This window comes from Promicromonospora sp. NPDC059942, assembly GCF_042731755.1.
Lineage (GTDB): Bacteria > Actinomycetota > Actinomycetes > Actinomycetales > Cellulomonadaceae > Promicromonospora.
Window position 1 is genome coordinate 485,259 of sequence record NZ_JBHWLR010000003.1, and the last position, 14,968, is coordinate 500,226.

At 74.6% G+C, this 14,968-nt stretch carries 14 protein-coding genes and 1 riboswitch; of the genes, 7 read left to right on the top strand and 7 right to left on the bottom strand.

Going from position 1 to position 14,968, the window contains the following annotated elements; translation table 11 throughout:
- The first annotated feature begins 127 nt into the window (after positions 1–127).
- Positions 128–583 (top strand): DoxX family protein, encoded by a 456-nt coding sequence (locus ACFV9Q_RS07200; protein WP_377233819.1) that lies wholly within the window; start codon positions 128–130, stop codon positions 581–583.
- A 332-nt stretch (positions 584–915) separates the two neighbouring features.
- On the opposite strand, the gene ACFV9Q_RS07205 is transcribed toward ACFV9Q_RS07200, so the two are convergent.
- The 4 genes from ACFV9Q_RS07205 to ACFV9Q_RS07220 are packed head-to-tail and all read right to left on the bottom strand — an operon-like array spanning position 916 to position 4,330.
- Positions 916–1,689, bottom strand: coding sequence for a MerR family transcriptional regulator (locus ACFV9Q_RS07205; protein ID WP_377233820.1), 774 nt, complete (start codon positions 1,687–1,689; stop codon positions 916–918).
- A gap of 40 nt (positions 1,690–1,729) precedes the next feature.
- The gene (locus ACFV9Q_RS07210; protein WP_377233821.1) at positions 1,730–2,527 is read right to left on the bottom strand and encodes an ABC transporter permease; all 798 of its coding nucleotides are present in this window, start codon (positions 2,525–2,527) and stop codon (positions 1,730–1,732) included.
- A complete protein-coding gene (locus tag ACFV9Q_RS07215; RefSeq protein ID WP_377233822.1) occupies positions 2,524–3,363 on the bottom strand; it encodes an ABC transporter ATP-binding protein in 840 nt (279 codons plus the stop codon). Before ACFV9Q_RS07215 ends, ACFV9Q_RS07210 begins: the two co-directional genes overlap by 4 nt.
- A 43-nt stretch (positions 3,364–3,406) precedes the next feature.
- A complete protein-coding gene (locus ACFV9Q_RS07220; RefSeq protein ID WP_377233823.1) occupies positions 3,407–4,330 on the bottom strand; it encodes a M15 family metallopeptidase in 924 nt (307 codons plus the stop codon).
- 235 nt (positions 4,331–4,565) lie between these two features.
- Here ACFV9Q_RS07220 and ACFV9Q_RS07225 point away from each other — a divergent pair, with 235 nt between their 5' ends.
- From ACFV9Q_RS07225 to ACFV9Q_RS07245, 5 genes are all read left to right on the top strand, one after another.
- Positions 4,566–5,087: an RNA polymerase sigma factor gene (locus ACFV9Q_RS07225; RefSeq protein WP_377233852.1), complete on the top strand. Its 522-nt coding sequence runs from the start codon at positions 4,566–4,568 to the stop codon at positions 5,085–5,087.
- A gap of 1 nt (position 5,088) precedes the next feature.
- Positions 5,089–6,117, top strand: a complete 1,029-nt coding sequence (locus tag ACFV9Q_RS07230; protein WP_377233824.1) for a hypothetical protein — start codon at positions 5,089–5,091, stop codon at positions 6,115–6,117.
- 69 nt (positions 6,118–6,186) lie between these two features.
- Positions 6,187–6,657, top strand: coding sequence for a GNAT family N-acetyltransferase (locus ACFV9Q_RS07235; protein ID WP_377233825.1), 471 nt, complete (start codon positions 6,187–6,189; stop codon positions 6,655–6,657).
- Positions 6,658–6,792: 135 nt separating this feature from the next.
- Positions 6,793–7,974, top strand: coding sequence for a Cmx/CmrA family chloramphenicol efflux MFS transporter (locus ACFV9Q_RS07240; protein WP_377233826.1), 1,182 nt, complete (start codon positions 6,793–6,795; stop codon positions 7,972–7,974).
- 210 nt (positions 7,975–8,184) lie between these two features.
- Complete coding sequence (locus ACFV9Q_RS07245) at positions 8,185–8,661, top strand: hypothetical protein (protein WP_377233827.1); 477 nt, start codon at positions 8,185–8,187, stop codon at positions 8,659–8,661.
- Between the two features lie 21 nt (positions 8,662–8,682).
- Here ACFV9Q_RS07245 and ACFV9Q_RS07250 read toward each other — a convergent pair whose 3' ends face one another.
- Complete coding sequence (locus ACFV9Q_RS07250; protein ID WP_377233828.1) at positions 8,683–9,588, bottom strand: LysR family transcriptional regulator; 906 nt, start codon at positions 9,586–9,588, stop codon at positions 8,683–8,685.
- 43 nt (positions 9,589–9,631) lie between these two features.
- Positions 9,632–10,336 carry a type 1 glutamine amidotransferase domain-containing protein gene (locus tag ACFV9Q_RS07255; protein ID WP_377233829.1) on the bottom strand — a complete coding sequence of 235 codons (705 nt, stop codon included), beginning with the start codon at positions 10,334–10,336 and terminating at the stop codon, positions 9,632–9,634.
- A gap of 177 nt (positions 10,337–10,513) precedes the next feature.
- Positions 10,514–10,617: riboswitch (SAM riboswitch) on the top strand.
- A gap of 8 nt (positions 10,618–10,625) precedes the next feature.
- On the opposite strand from ACFV9Q_RS07255, the gene metE reads away from it, so the two are divergent.
- Positions 10,626–13,007, top strand: coding sequence for a 5-methyltetrahydropteroyltriglutamate--homocysteine S-methyltransferase (gene metE / locus ACFV9Q_RS07260; RefSeq protein WP_377233830.1), 2,382 nt, complete (start codon positions 10,626–10,628; stop codon positions 13,005–13,007).
- A gap of 82 nt (positions 13,008–13,089) precedes the next feature.
- Here metE and ACFV9Q_RS07265 read toward each other — a convergent pair whose 3' ends face one another.
- Positions 13,090–14,688, bottom strand: coding sequence for a ricin-type beta-trefoil lectin domain protein (locus ACFV9Q_RS07265; RefSeq protein WP_377233831.1), 1,599 nt, complete (start codon positions 14,686–14,688; stop codon positions 13,090–13,092).
- Positions 14,689–14,968: the final 280 nt, after the last annotated feature.

Consider the following 14,968-nt stretch of genomic DNA (forward strand, 5'->3'; position numbering starts at 1 on the left):
CGTCTCTCCCGGTGTTCTTGTGCTCGACGCCGGTTCGAGCCCGGCGATCCGATCTTGCCATTGACAAGATAACACCGCGAGTGGTGAGGTGTCGCTCGAACTTGTCGCCGTCAAGATTGGAACGGTCATGCCTGTCCCCCTGCCCGTGCTGCTGCTCGCGGTCACGGCGCTCGCGCGCCTGCTCGGCCTGCTCGCGGTCCCGGCCCTCGACTCCTGGCACGACGCCGCCCGGGTCGGCGTCGCCGCCGTCTACCTGCTGGCGTCGTCCGGCCGGCTCATCCCGCACGTCCGCCAGGACCTCGTGCGCATGGTGCCGCCGGGCCTGCCGCGCCCCGACCTGCTCGTCGCGGGCACGGGGGTGCTGGAGCTGGCGGGCGCGATCGGCCTGCTGGTGCCCGCGACGGCGTCCGCGGCCGCGGTCTGCCTGGGACTGCTCACCCTGGCGATGACCCCGGCGAACATCTCCGCGGCGCGTCGCGGCGTCCTGTTCGGCGGCAAGCCCGCCACGCCGGTCGGCCGCCGCCTCGCGGAGCAGGCCCTCTACCTGGCGGCGCTGGCGTCGATCGTCTGGCTCCCTTTCTGACGCCGCCGCCCGCCGCCCGCCGGCCCGCCGCCCGCCGCTCGCCGGCCGGCCGGCGTTGACCACAGCAGTTGCTGCCAAAGAAGGCCCCGCGTGGCAGCAACTGCTGTGGTCGACACCGTGACGGCGGTCTCTTGGCAGCAACTGCTGTGGTCAACACCGTGACGGCAGTCCCTTGGCAGCAGGTGCTGTGGTCGACGCCGACCCCCGCGCAGCCCCGCCGACCCACGGGCGGCACAGGCAGCACGCGCTACCCCGACAGCCCCGGCAGCCCAGTTGGCACGCGCAGCCGCCGCCCGCAGCCATCGCCCGTCGACCCGCGCGGCCAACACTCGTCACCGGGCCTTGCGGGGCACCCGCTCCTGGCGGGTCCAGCCCGACCAGCCGCGCTCCTCCAGCAGCTCCTCCAGGCGGCGGCCCGCAGGGATGGAGTCGAGGGCCAGCGAGTCGAACTGCTCGACGAGCCCTCGCTCCACCCCGCGCACGCCGTCGCCGGTCCACTCGGCGTGCCGGTCCAGGACGGCGGCCACCTGGTCGGCCAGGCCGGGCAGCCGCGGGTCGTCCGGGTCCCAGCCGATCCCGTCGCCGATCGCCCGCAGCACGCCGACGAACTCGGCGTCCTCCAGGAGCCGGCCCTTGTTCACCATCGCGGCGGCGATCTGCTCGCGCGAGTACACGGCCAGCGACAGGATCCAGCTGTCCCGCTCGATCTCGACGACCTGCTCCGGCACGCCCAGCTCGCGCCACCGGTCGAGGTAGGCCGCGCCCTCCGGCGGCAGGGCCAGGCTGTCCCCCGCGGCGAGCCGCGCGATGCGCTCGCGGTGCCGCTCGCGCTCCTCGATCTCCGACCGGAGCCGCGCGTCGATCTCGGCGACGGCGGCCGTGAACTCCTCCTCGTCGGCGTGCAGCAGCTCCTGGACGCGGGCCAACGGCACCCCGGCGTCGGCCAGGGTCCGGATCCGGAGGAGGTCCACCACGGCCTGCGCGCCGTAGCGGCGGTACCCGGAGTGGTCGCGCTCCGGCTCCGGCAGCAGCCCGACGGCGTGGTAGTGCCGCACGGTGCGCGCCGTCACCCCCGCGTAGGACGCGACCTGCCCGATCGTCAGCATGACGCCATCCTCTCCCCTGTCATCGGTCGTCGGTCAGCGGTCAGCGGGCCGCGGCCGCGACCCTGCCGAAGGCGTGCCGGGACCACACGTAGCCCACCCCGGCGATCAGCACGCACCAGCCGATCGCGAGCCAGCCGTCCGGCCCGACGGGCGTGCCCGACGTCAGGGCCCGCAGCGTCTCGATAACCGGCGTGAACGGCTGGTGCTCGGCGAACTGCCGCAGCCCGGCGGGCATCTGCTCGGTGGGCACGAAGCCGCTGCTCACCACGGGCAGCACCATCAGCACGAGCGGCGTGTTGCTCGCCGTCTCGACGCTGCCCGCGGCCAGCCCCATCGCGACCGTCAGCCAGGTGAACGAGAACGCCAGGAGCAGCACCAGCCCGGCGGCGCCGAGCCAGCCCGCCACCCCGGCCTGCGACCGGAACCCGAGCAGCAGCGCGAAGGCGACCATCACCGTCAGGGCGAGCACCGTGCGGATCACCGCGCCGAGCACGTGCCCGGTCAGCACCGAGACGCGCGCGATGTCCATCGTCCGGAACCGGTCGAACATCCCGCCGGTGCGGTCGATCGCGACGGCGACGGCGGTCCCGTTCGCCACGCTCGACACGGTCATGACCCAGATGCCGGGGACCAGGTAGTTCAGGTAGTCGGCGCGGCTGCCCCCGCCGTCGACCGGGAGGCCCGCGCCGAGCGTGCCGCCGAACACGTAGACGAACAGCAGCAGGAACACGACCGGGATGGCGATCAGCATGACCGCCAGGGAGGGGTAGCGGCTCAGGTGCCGCAGGTTGCGGCGCAGCATGGTCATCGAGTCGCGGACGGCGTAGGTGGTGCTCATCGTGCGGTCACCTCCGAGGTGGCGTTGTCGGTATCTGTGTCGGTATCGGGGCCGACGACGGCGGGGTCGGCGGCGTGCCCCGTGAGCGCCAGGAACACGTCGTCGAGGCTGGTGGCACCGCCGGGCACCTGCGCCTTGAGCTCGCCCGGCGTCCCCTCGGCCACGAGCGTGCCGACGTCGAGCACGCCGACCCGGTCGGCCAGGGCGTCGGCCTCCTCGAGGTACTGGGTGGTGAGCAGCACGGTGACGCCGTCGGCCACCTGCTCGCGGACCACCTGCCAGACGGCGCGGCGGCTGCGCGGGTCGAGCCCCGTCGTCGGCTCGTCCAGGAAGATCAGCCGCGGCCGGGTGATGAGCGTCATCGCCAGGTCGAGGCGGCGTCGCATGCCGCCGGACCACGTCAGGGCGCGGCGGTCGGCGGCGTCGGCCAGGTCGAACCGGTCGAGCAGCGCCGCGACGTCCCGGACGGCGGTCGCCCGGTCGAGGTGGGTCAGGTCGGCCATGAGGCGCAGGTTCTCGCGGCCGGTGAGGAACATGTCGATCGCCGAGAACTGCCCGGTCACGCCGATCGCCGCTCGCACCCTGTCCGGCTCGCGCCGCACGTCGTGGCCCGCGACGCGCACCACGCCGGCGTCGGCCGCGAGCAGCGTGGACAGGATGTTCACCATGGTGGTCTTGCCCGCGCCGTTCGGCCCGAGCAGGGCGTAGACGGAGCCGGCGGGGACGGCGAGGTCCACGCCGTCGAGCACGTGGTGGTCGCCGTAGGACTTGTGCAGGCCGACGACCTCGATCGCGGTGCCTCGTACGGCCGCGGCCGTACTGTCTGGTGTGGTCATGACCGCAGCGTGCAGGGTTGCCGCTACGGCAAGGTCAAGCCCGTCAGTCGGTATAGCCCCCACCGGCCACGTCGAAGACCTCCTCCAGCGTCGTGACGCCGGCGCCGCCCATGTACGCCGCCAGGTCGCGGCCCACCCAGCGCAGGTGCCAGGCCTCGGGGGCGTACCCCGTCACGTCGCTGTTCTCGGGCGTGTAACGCACCAGGAAGCCGTACGTCCCGGCGTGCTCCGCGACCCACCGCCCCTCGGCGGTCCGACCGAAGCACGGCTCGAAGTCGCACCCGGGCTCGGTCGTGCCGCCCACGTCCACCGCCAGGCCCGTCTGGTGCTCGCTGTGGCCCGGGCGCGCCGAGACGGCGTCGGCCTGCGCCGCCCCGAGCTGCGCCACCCAGCCCTCGTAGACCGCGGCCTGCTTGGGGTACCCGCGGTAGGCGCTGCGCAGCGTCAGGCGGACGCCGTCGGCGTCGGCCGCCGCGAGCAGCGCCGTGAGGTCCGGCGCGACGTCGGGCCGCACGAGGTAACCGCGCACGGTGGTGAGGTCGGGCTCGTAGTCGACCGGGTCGAGCGGCGTGTGCTTGTTGACGACCACCCAGGGGCTCGCCGGGTCGGTGATGGAGCGGGCGGTCAGGTCGAAGCCCGGGTCGTCGCCCGGCTCGGCAGCAGCGGGCGCGTTCTGCTGCCCGACGGCGCTCGCGGCGCCCGCCCCGCCGTCTGCGCCGGTCGCGCCGTCGGCGGCCGCTCCGCCGTCTCCGCCGTCGGCGTCCGCCCCGCCGGTCCCCGGCTCCCCCGCGCCGTGCCCGCCGCCCTGCTGTCCGGAGCCGGACAGCCCCACACCGTCCGACGGCCCGGCCGGCCCGGTGCCGGACCCGTCCGCGCAGCCGGCGAGGAGCATCGGGGCGGCGAGCAGCGCGGCGAGGAACAGCACGGCGGCGAGCAGCACTGCTCGGGAGCCCTTCGCGCGGGTCACGGACAAACGGTTCGAAAAGGTAGGCACACCGGGGTCGTGTGCGGCGCGCGGCCGCCGATGTCAGCGGCGCGCTGTGACGTGGGCAACATCCGGGACCTGACATGGGCGATCCCCTGCCGGACACACTGTGTCGGAAGCATCCACCCCCGAGGACCTGCACCCCGGTTGACCGACGGAGACCCCGGAGCCCGCCCTGACCACGAACACCGAGCCGCACCGCGCCGCGCCGGGCCCGCTGACGCCCGCGCGCACGGAGGAGCTCTTCGCGACGCACGCGCGCGCCGTCCACCGCTACGCCCGCGCGCGGCTCCCGGCCGCCGAGGCGGAGGACGTCGTGGCCGAGGTCTTCGCGATCGTGTGGCGCAAGGGCGAGCTGCCGGACAACCCACGGGCGTGGCTCCTGGCCGTCGCCCGCCGGGTCATGGCCAACCAGGCGCGCGCCCGGCAGCGGCGCACGGCCCTGGTCGAGCGGGTGCGCACGCACCCGGCCGCGGCGAGCGCCGACGACGTCCGCCTGGTCGGCGAGCTCGACGAGCTCCGCCGCGCGCTGGACCTGCTGCGCCCCGCCGACCGGGAGGTCATCGCGCTGCTCGCGGCCGCGGAGCTCAGCACCGCGGAGGTGGCCCAGGTCCTGGGCTGCACGACGGCGGTCGCGGCCACCCGGGTGCACCGCGCCCGGCGCCGCCTGCGCGCGGCGTACGAACGGCTGACCGACGAACGACTGACCGACGAACGGCCGACCGAGGAAGGAGCCTGACGTGGACGACAACGAGCTGACCCGCGCCCGCCGCGCCCTGCGCGCGGCCGATCCCGAGCTCGACCTCGCGCGCGCGTACGCCGAGTCCCGGGCACGGGCCGCGGCGCAGGCCCAAGCGCCGGACGAGGCTGCGGGCCGCCTCCGCAGCCTCGACCCGCGCGCGAGCGGCCGGGCCGACGCCGGCCCTGGCGGCGCCCGATCTAGCGGCACCGACTCGCGCGACGCCGACCCTAGCGGCACGTGGGCCGACGTCGGCCCCGACGACTGGGCCGACACCGGCACCGTCGAGGTCCTGCTCCGCGACCCCGACGCGGGACCCGGGCCGGTCCCGGCCGCCCTCCGGCGCGCGCCTTCGGGCCGCCGCGGGCCGGTCCTCGCGTGGGCGGGTGCGGCCGCCGCGGCAGCGGCCGCCGTCCTCGTGCTGAGCCTGGCGGGCGTCCCGGAACCGGGCGCCCTCCCGGACTCGGCGCCGGGCACCGGCGCGTCGGCGGCCGGGACCCCGCGTCCCGGCGCGTCGCCGTCCCCCACGACCTGGCTCACGCCGGGCGAGGTCGTCACCCGGGCGGGCAAGGCGATGTCCGGCGCGAACTGCGGCGTGAAGATCCGCTCGACGCTCGGGGACGAGTCGATCATGCGCTTCGACCAGGTCGACGGGCCGGACCTGGTCGTGCCGAAGCCCCAGCTGGACCAGCAGCCCCTGCAGGTGCTGCAGGCGGCGTCGGCAAGCGTGCTGCTCGGGCTGCCGGGCTACGACGGCACGAACCAGTGGCTCGACGACGACCTCGCGGTCGAGGAGCTGGGCGGGCAGACGGTCGCGCGCATCCGCGTCACCCCCTCGGACGGCCTGATCCGGGGCGGCGACGTGACCCGCGTCGAGCTGCTCGTCGACACCACGACCTGGCTGCCGCAGGCCCAGGAGATCTGGGCCACCTCCGACCGCGGCAAGCAGATCCGCGTGCACAGCGACCTGAGCTGGTCGCTGTGCGACCAGCCGAGCATGGCCCCCACGGACGACGCCGGCCAGCCGTGACCCGGCCCCCGCTTCCCCGACGGCCCGCGGGCTCACCGCCCCGCCACCCCACCGGATAGGCTCCCTGGCGTGCTCCACCCCGCCGCCTCCGCCGACCTCGACGACCTGGCCGCGTTCCTCCGCACGGCCGACCTGACGGTCGCGGCCCTCGCGGAGCCTGCCGTCCGCCTCTGGCTGGAGCGCGACGACGCCGGGGCGGTCACCGCGACGACGGGCTTCGAGCTCGGCGCGGACGGCGCGCACACGCTGATCCGCAGCGTCGCCGTCCGGCCCGACCTGCGCGGCGCCGGGGACGGCCTGCGCCTGGCCCGCTTCGCGCTGGACCGGGCCGCCGACGCCGGAGCGCGCGAGGCCTGGTTGTTCTCCCGCCGGTCGGGCGGCTTCTGGCAGAAGCTCGGCTTCGGCCCGACGACGACGCGAGCGCTCGCCGCCGCCCTGCCCGACGCCCACCAGGTGCAGCTCTTCCGCTCGACGGGCCAGCTCGACCGCGAGGTCGCATGGCGGCGTCCGCTGCCCGTACCTGCTAGCTTCACCGCATGAGTTCTCCCGAAGCATCCAGATCAGGGCTGCCGGTACTCCGGTAGCCCGAGATGCCCCGGTAGAGAACACCCGCATCCGAAGGGCCCGTAGTGCCGTCCCGGCCTACCCGTCTCCCTCCACCCTTCGGAGTTCTTCATGCCTGTCCTGCTCTACGTGCTCGCGGTCGCGGTCTTCGCGCAAGGCACGTCGGAATTCGTCCTCGCCGGGCTCGTGCCCGGCATCTCCGCCGGCCTCGGCGTCTCGCTCGCCCAGGCCGGCTACCTGACCTCGGGCTTCGCGGTCGGAATGGTCGTCGGCGCGCCGCTCACGGCCGCCGTCGGACGTCGCCTGCCGCCCCGGTGGACCCTGTCCGCCTGCCTGCTCGTCTTCGTCGCGGCGCACGTCGCCGGGGCACTGACCGACAGCTTCGCCGTGCTGCTCGGCACCCGGTTCCTCGCCGCGGTGGCCAACGCGGGGTTCCTCGCGGTCGCGCTGTCGACGGTCCAGGCCGTCGTCCCCGCCGGGCGGCGGGCCAGGGCGCTGGCGGTGATCCTCGGCGGCACGACGCTCGCCCTGGTCGCCGGCGTCCCCGCCGGCGCGCTGCTGGGCGAGCTCTGGGGCTGGCGGTCCGCCCTGTGGGCGATCGCCGGGGTCTCGGCCGCGGCCCTGGTCGCCGTGGTCCGCCTGACGCCGGTACGGCTCGACGCCGAGGCGCCGCGCGCCCGGCTGGACCTGCGGACCGAGCTCGCCGCGCTGCGCTCCCCGCGCCTGCTGCACCACCTCGCGCTCGGGGTGCTGGTCAACGGCGCGACGTTCTGCGCGTTCACCTACCTGGCGGTCGTCGTCACCGACGGCGCGGGCCTCGGGTCCGCGCTGGTCCCGGTGGTGCTGGCCCTGTTCGGCCTGGGCGCCTTCGCGGGGGTCTCGGCCGCGGGCCGGCTCGCCGACGCGCACGGCGGGCGCCTGCTCGTGATCGCCGGCCCGGCCCTGCTCACGGGATGGGTCCTGTGGGCCGCGCTCGCGCCGATCCCCGCGGCGGCGTGGGTGCTCGCGCCGGTGCAGGGCGCGCTGTCGTTCGCCGTCGGCGGCACGCTGATCGCCCGCTCCATGGCGGCGGCCCACGGCGCGCCGACCCTGGGCGGCGCGTTCTCGACGGTCGCCCTCAACCTCGGCGCGCTCGCCGGTCCGGTGCTCGGCGGGAGCGCCGTGGTGGCGCTCGGGCCCGCCGGGCCCCTGGCGGCGAGCGCGGCGCTGACGGCGGTGGCCGTCGCGCTCGGGGCGACAGCCCACGCACACCCGGCAGGCCTCGGGGAAGACGTCACGCGTCCGAGGGCGTAACGCTGAGGTAGCAGTGCTAGCTGAGCGTTACCTCCTCGGCTGTGCAACGTGTTCCCCGGAGACCGCCGGGAGCCGTCGCGTGCCCGGGGAATCCGCGGCGACATTCTGACCGCGACGCCGTCGTGCCTGGTAGCGTCCCCGGCACGACGGCGTCGAGCACGAACGAGGAGACGGATGCGGCCCCTGTTCCCCCTACGGGCACTTTGCGCGGTGCTGCTTCTCCCCGCCGTGCTGGCGTCCTGCTCCGCGGGTCCCGACGTCCCGGCCGGACCCGCGGAGCCGGCCCCCGCACGCGAGGCCGCGACCGAGCGGTACACGGCGGCGCTGGACGACGTCCTCGGCGCGCTCCAGGAGGCCGTCCCGGAGGTCGAGTGGACCGCCAAGGACCGCTTCCCGTCCCTCACCGAGCAGCCGGACGGCGAGTGCGTGCTCTTCCTCGCCGAGAGCCTGGGCGAGGGCGACCTGTACGAGCCCAGCGACGGCCTCGCCGATCTCGCCGCCGGGCTCGACCCGGTGCTCCAGGAGCACGGGTTCGACCCGCTCTCGGACGTGACCCACGCCGAGCACGGGGGCGACTCCTACGTGACGGCGACCGACCCGGCCGGCTGGGAGCTCCGGGTCTCGGCATACCCGCCGCTCGTCGGCCTCTCGGGTCCGGTGGAGAGCGGCGAGTGCGCCGGGGCGTGACCGGCCCGACGACATGACCGGCTAGAGGCTCCCCCACTCCGCGGCGGCCTCGGTCAGCCGCGCCCGGACGGCGGCGACCGCCGGCCCGTGCGGGACGCCGCGGCGTCCCGCGAGGTACAGCGTGTTCAACGGGGGCGCCTCGGGGTGGTGGAGCTCGACCACCTGCCCGGCGTCCAGGGCGGGCGCGACCAGGTACCGCGGCAGCACGGACACGCCCGCACCGCCGGTGACGGCGGCGAGCACGGCGCGCAGGTCGGGCGCCACCACCGCCGTCGTGTTGGGCGGCCGCCGGCCGAACTCGCTGCGCCAGTACCGGCGCACGATCGGCAGGTCCTCCGCGTAGGCGACCAGCGGCAGGTGCGCCAGGGCGGCCACCGGGTCGGCTGCCAGACGCCCCGCGTCCACGGTGTGGGCGAGGGCCGGGGGCCCGACGAGCAGGAACTCCTCGTCGACCAGCGGCGTCGCCACCACGGCGTCCTGCCGCGGGCGCACCGAGGACACGACCAGGTCGAGGTGGCCGGCCGCCAGCGCCGCCAGCAGCTCGTCGCCGAGCCCGAGCGTCGTCCGGAGCTGGAGGCCCTGCGGTACGAGCGGCGCGAGCGCGGGCAGCACACGCACCGTCATCAGCTCGGCCGCCCCGCCGATCCGGACAAGCCCCCGCGCCGCCGGCTCGACGTCGCGGGGACCGAGCGCCGTCCGGAGCCCGTCCACGTGGAGCCCCACCTCGGCGGCCAGCGCCACGGCGCGCTCCGTGGGCGCGGCGCCCCGGCGCGACCGCACGAACAGGCGCGTCCCGAGCTGTTCCTCCAGGCGGGCGAGCTGCCCGGTGACGGCGGGCTGGCTCACGCCCAGCCGCTCGGCCGCCGCCGACAGCGACCCGGTGCGGTAGACCTCCAGGAACGTGGCGAGGAGGTCGAGACCCGGCACCGGCACCCCCTCCGTCGTCGTCCTGCCCACAGGCTAGCCGGGCTCAGCGCGCGGCGAGCGCCTTGAGCACCGCCTCCGCGGCGGCCGCGCTGGACTGCGGGTTCTGCCCGGTGATCAGGTTGCCGTCCTGGACCACGGTGCTGCTCCAGGGTGCGCCGACCTGGACGACGGCGCCGCGCTCGCGCAGCCGTGACTCGACGAGGTAGGGCGCGGCGTCGCCGAGGCCGCCCTGGCGCTCCTCCTCGTCCGTGAACGAGGTGAGCGCCCGGCCCGCGTAGGCGAAGGTGCCGTCCGGCTCCTGGGCGCTGAGCAGCGCGGCGACTCCGTGGCACAGCGCGCCCACGGTCGTGCCCCGGTCGTTCGCCGCGAGCAGCAGTCGGCCGAGGTCGGCGTCGTGCGCGAGGTCCGCCATGGGGGCGTGACCGCCCGGGACGTAGATCGCGTCGTAGTCGTCGCCGCGCACGTCGGCCAGCGTGAGCGGGTGGGCGAGCTGGCCGGCGATGCCGTCGAGGTAGGCGCGGAACTCCGCGGCGTCGGCGGCGGGCACCCCGCCGCGCTCGTCGAGGCTGACCGCGTCGACCGTGGGCGCGACGCCGCCCGGCGTCGCGACGTCGACCTGGGCGCCGGCCGCGGTGAGGACCCGGTGGGAGGCGGCGACCTCCTCGGCCCAGTAGCCGGTGGGGTGCTCGGTGCCGTCGGCCAGGCGCAGGCTGTTCGCGGCAGAGACGACCATCAGGATCTTCGACATGGTGTGGTTCCGATCTGTTCGGGGAGCTGCCCGCTGGGTGCGGTCCTCGGGGAACGTCAGAATCCATCACCGGATGCCGAAACGGTCAGGCGGATCCATCACCAAACTTATGGCTCCGATTTGTCCGAGGCGTGGACGGTTTGCCGACCACATCCCGGGCATGCCTACGATCAAGTCTCATCATCCAGAGCGGTCGAGAGTCCTGGCTCCACGACACCGCAGCAACCTACCTCCGAGGCGCCAATCTCGGGGCAAGGTGCTAACGCCAGGTCCGATGGAGCTGATACGCATGGCAGTCACGAACCCGCACCTTCCCACCGCCACGATCCTGGGCTACCCGCGCATCGGCCGGAGGCGCGAGCTCAAGCGCGCCGTCGAGTCCTTCTGGGCCGGCCGCACCACCGCCGACGAGCTGGAGGCGACCGCCCGCGACCTGCGGCTGACCACCGCCCGCCGCCTCGTCGACCTGGGCCTGGACGCCGGCAACGCTGCCGTCCCCGGCTCGTTCTCGTACTACGACCAGGTGCTCGACGCCGTCGCCCTGCTGGGCGCCGTGCCCGACCGGTTCGCCGGGCTCACCGCGGACGGGGGCCGCCTGCCCCTCTCGGCCTACTTCACGGTGGCGCGCGGCGAGGGCGACAACGCGCCGCTCGAGATGACCAAGTGGTTCGACACGAACTACCACTACCTGGTCCCGGAGATCGGTCCGGACACCCCGATCGGGTTCGTCGACGACCGCGCCGTGCGCGAGTTCACCGAGCTGGCGCAGCCGGCCGACGGCGGCCAGGCCGTCGTGACCCGCCCCGCGTTCGTGGGCCCGGTGACGTTCCTGCTCCTGAGCAAGCCCGCGGACGGTTCCCCCGAGGGCTTCCGCCCCCTGGACCGGCTGGACGACGTCGTCGCCGCCTATGCCGACCTGCTGCGCGCGCTCGCCGCCGCGGGTGCACCCTGGGTGCAGCTCGACGAGCCGGCCCTGGTCACGGACCTGCTGGACGTCCCCTTCGACGAGGTGGCCGACGCCGTCCGCCGGGCCTACGCCACGCTGGCGACCGAGCTCTCCCCCGGGGCCGACGGCGTCGCCGCCGAGCGCCCCGCGATCCTGGTCACCGCCCCGTACGGCGACCTGCGCAGCGAGGCCGGCGACGGGCTCGCCCTGCTGGCCGGCACCGACGTCGAGGCGATCGCGATCGACCTGGTGCGCGGTGCCGCGCCGACCGGACCGGTCCCCGGCCTGGAGACCAAGACCCTGGTCGCGGGCGCGATCGACGGCCACAACATCTGGCGTGCCGACCTCGACGCCCGCCTGACCCTCCTGGAGGGCCTGGGTGCCGAGCTGGGCGCGGAGGCAGTGGCCGTCGGCACCTCGACGTCGCTGCTGCACGTGCCGCACGACGTCGCCGACGAGCCCCGTCTCGACGCCGACCTGAAGTCGTGGCTCGCGTTCGCCGACCAGAAGGTCGCCGAGGTCGTCACGCTGGCCACCGGGCTGACCGAGGGCCGGGCGGCGGTCGCCGACCGGCTCGCGGAGTCGACGGCGGCGGTGCGCTCGCGCGCGGCGGCGCCCGGCGTCGTCGTCCCGGCGGTGCGCGAGCGGACCGCCGCGCTGACCGCGGCCGACGTCGAGCGCGCGCCGTACGCGCAGCGGGCGGCCGCGCAGCAGGCGCGGCTGAACCTGCCGCCGCTGCCGACGACGACCATCGGGTCGTTCCCGCAGACCTCGGAGATCCGCAGCACGCGCGCCGCGTGGGTGCGGGGCGAGCTGTCGGACGCCGACTACACGGCGGCGATGCGCGCCGAGATCGCGAGCACGGTCGCGCTCCAGGAGGAGCTGGGCCTGGACGTGCTGGTGCACGGCGAGCCCGAGCGCAACGACATGGTGCAGTACTTCGCCGAGCAGCTCGACGGTTTCGCGACGACGGTCAACGGCTGGGTGCAGTCGTACGGCTCGCGCTGTGTGCGGCCGCCGATCCTGTGGGGCGACGTGTCGCGGCCCGCGCCGCTGACGGTCGAGTGGACGGCGTACGCGGCGTCCCTGACGTCACGGCCGGTCAAGGGCATGCTCACGGGCCCGGTCACGATCCTGGCCTGGTCGTTCGTGCGCGACGACCTGGCCCTCGGCGACACCGCCGACCAGGTCGCCCTGGCGCTGCGCGACGAGGTGACGGACCTGGAGGCGGCGGGCATCGGCGTGGTGCAGGTGGACGAGCCGGCGCTGCGCGAGCTGCTGCCGCTGCGCCGCTCGGCGCACCCGGGCTACCTCGACTGGTCGGTGCGCTCGTTCCGGCTGTCGACCGCCGGGGCGGACATCGCCACGCAGGTGCACACGCACCTGTGCTACTCGGAGTTCGGGCAGGTCATCGGCGCGATCGACGGCCTGGACGCCGACGTCACGTCGGTGGAGGCGGCCCGGTCGCGCATGGAGATCGTGCCCGAGCTGGCCGACGCCGGGTACGGCCGCGGCATCGGGCCGGGCGTCTACGACATCCACAGCCCGCGCGTGCCGTCGGTGCAGGAGGTGACCGACCTGGTCGAGCTCGCGGCCAAGTCGATCGACCCGCGACTGGTCTGGGTCAACCCGGACTGCGGCCTGAAGACCCGCGCCTACGCGGAGACCAAGGAGTCGCTCGCCAACCTGGTGACGGCGGCCCGAACGGTCCGCGCCACCCTCTGACCCCGATCGTTGAGTGCTGGGTATTTGTCGCGTCAGCTGCATCTGAGGCGCAAATACCCAGCACTCAACGGGTTCTTGGGGGTTAGCCGACCCGCCACTTCTGGGCCGACGTTCCGTTGCAGGTCCAGATCTGGAGCTGCGTGCCGTTCGCGCTGTTGCTGTTCGGGACGTCCACGCACTTGTTCGCGAGGATCGAGACCAGGTCCCCCGCCCCGCTCAGCGTGAACTGCTGGGCCGGGTTGCCGCTGCAGTTGGCGAGCTGCACGGCGGTGCCGTCACCGGTGTTGGCCCCGGCCACGTCCATGCACAGGCCGCCGGCCCGCAGCGTCCCGTCGGCCTGGAACGTCCAGTTCTGCGCGCCCGTGCCGTTGCAGGTCCACAGCTGCAGGCGCTTGCCGTCGGTGAACTCGGAGTTCGGGACGTCGATGCACTTGCCCGCCAGGCCGACGAGTGGCCGGCCCCCGCTGCCGCCACCCGTGGTGGTGAGCTGCAGCCCGTACGCGCTCAGGATCGGGTTGACCGGCTGGTAGATGAACCGGCCGTTCGTGGAGCAGTCTCCGATCCGGCCCGAGGTGACGCCCTGCGCCTGGTTGCCCGAGAGCACCGAGCCGCCCGAGTCGCCGCCCTCGGCACACGCCGAGCCGGTCGCCATGCCGGGGATGTCGCCGGAGCCGTAGTTGATGGTGACGTTCTTCTCCTGGATGACGCCGCAGCGCCAGCCCGTGGTGCGGCCCGACCGGCACACGGCCGCGCCGATGCCCTGCTCCGCGGAGCCCGCGACCGCCGTCGTACCGCCCGCGTAGTTGTTCACCGCCGGGGTGGGCGTCCAGTTGCCGTTGGTCCCCACCCAGGCCCAGTCGTGGCCCGGGAACGTGGAGCCGCGGTACGTGCCGAGCGCGGCGCCGTCGGGGGCGTTGACCGGGTCGCCGGCCGAGCCGCAGTGCCCGGCCGTGACGAACCCGCCGGAGACGGCGAAGCCGATCGAGCACAGCGTCACGTACCCGTTGCCGAGCGGCTTGTGGAACTCGTCGCCGCCCCGGATGTCCCGCGCCGTCTGCGGCGCGACCTTCGACTTCTCCACGCGCACGACGCCGGCCGGCACGTCGGACTCGGCGATCATCGCCTTCGCCGCCGCGACGTCGGCCGCCTCGATCACCACCTCGTTGGTGGCCGGGTCCGCGTACCAGGCATGCACCGAGGTGGGGGCGCCCACGTCGTCGAGGGCCTCCTTCCACCCGGTCAGCTCGCCCAGGCTGTGTTCGACGACGACGGCGTCGGCGCCAGCGCGCTCGGCCACCTTGGCCGCCGCCGCGCTGGTGACGGCGACGCGCGGGGCGTCAGCGCCGTCCGGCAGCCAGGTGCCCGCGTACCGGTCGCCGAGCGCCGCGGTCAGGTGCGCCTCGACGATCGCGGCGTCGGCGTCGCGCGCCAGGCGGCCGGGGATCTCGGCCCGGGTCAGGCCGAGGTCGCGCTCCATCGCGCCGACCTGGCCCTCGGGCAGGGCGTCGGGGGCGTCGGTGCCCCGGACGTCCGTCGTGCTCTGACCGTTCACCGCGCTCCGGACGTCCTGCGCTGCCGGGGCGGCGCCCGCTGTGCTCGCGCCCGTCAGCGCCGTGCCGACCATCAGCACCGCTGCTGACAGCGCTATCAGGGAACGTGACGTTCTCAGGGATCGTGACATGGTGATGTGCTCCTCATCAGGCCTGGGGAACCTCGTGTGCCTGGGAGCGTATTAACGCCGCCCCACCACCAGAACGGGTGGGACGACGCTGTGTGGAAAGTACCTATCCATCCCTTATGCCCGAGGCTCACCCCAGGGAGCTGCCCAGGCCGATCGTCGAGATCGGTCGGTTGGGGTGGGGGGGGGGGGGGGAAAGGGAGAGAGCGAAAAAAAAAAAAAAAAAAAAAAAAAAGGAGAAAAAAGAAAAAGGGGGAAAAAGAAAAAAAAAAGAGAGGGCCAG

What these genes read in the sequence shown, in the direction of transcription:
- ACFV9Q_RS07205 (WP_377233820.1), bottom strand. Translation starts at nt 1,689, where the DNA reads ATGCTGACGATCGGGCAGGTCGCGTCCTACGCGGGGGTGACGGCGCGC.
- ACFV9Q_RS07215 (WP_377233822.1), bottom strand. Translation starts at nt 3,363, where the DNA reads ATGACCACACCAGACAGTACGGCCGCGGCCGTACGAGGCACCGCGATC.
- ACFV9Q_RS07255 (WP_377233829.1), bottom strand. Translation starts at nt 10,336, where the DNA reads ATGTCGAAGATCCTGATGGTCGTCTCTGCCGCGAACAGCCTGCGCCTG.
- ACFV9Q_RS07210 (WP_377233821.1), bottom strand. Translation starts at nt 2,527, where the DNA reads ATGAGCACCACCTACGCCGTCCGCGACTCGATGACCATGCTGCGCCGC.
- ACFV9Q_RS07200 (WP_377233819.1), top strand. Translation starts at nt 128, where the DNA reads ATGCCTGTCCCCCTGCCCGTGCTGCTGCTCGCGGTCACGGCGCTCGCG.
- ACFV9Q_RS07265 (WP_377233831.1), bottom strand. Translation starts at nt 14,688, where the DNA reads ATGTCACGATCCCTGAGAACGTCACGTTCCCTGATAGCGCTGTCAGCA.
- ACFV9Q_RS07240 (WP_377233826.1), top strand. Translation starts at nt 6,793, where the DNA reads ATGCCTGTCCTGCTCTACGTGCTCGCGGTCGCGGTCTTCGCGCAAGGC.
- metE (WP_377233830.1), top strand. Translation starts at nt 10,626, where the DNA reads ATGGCAGTCACGAACCCGCACCTTCCCACCGCCACGATCCTGGGCTAC.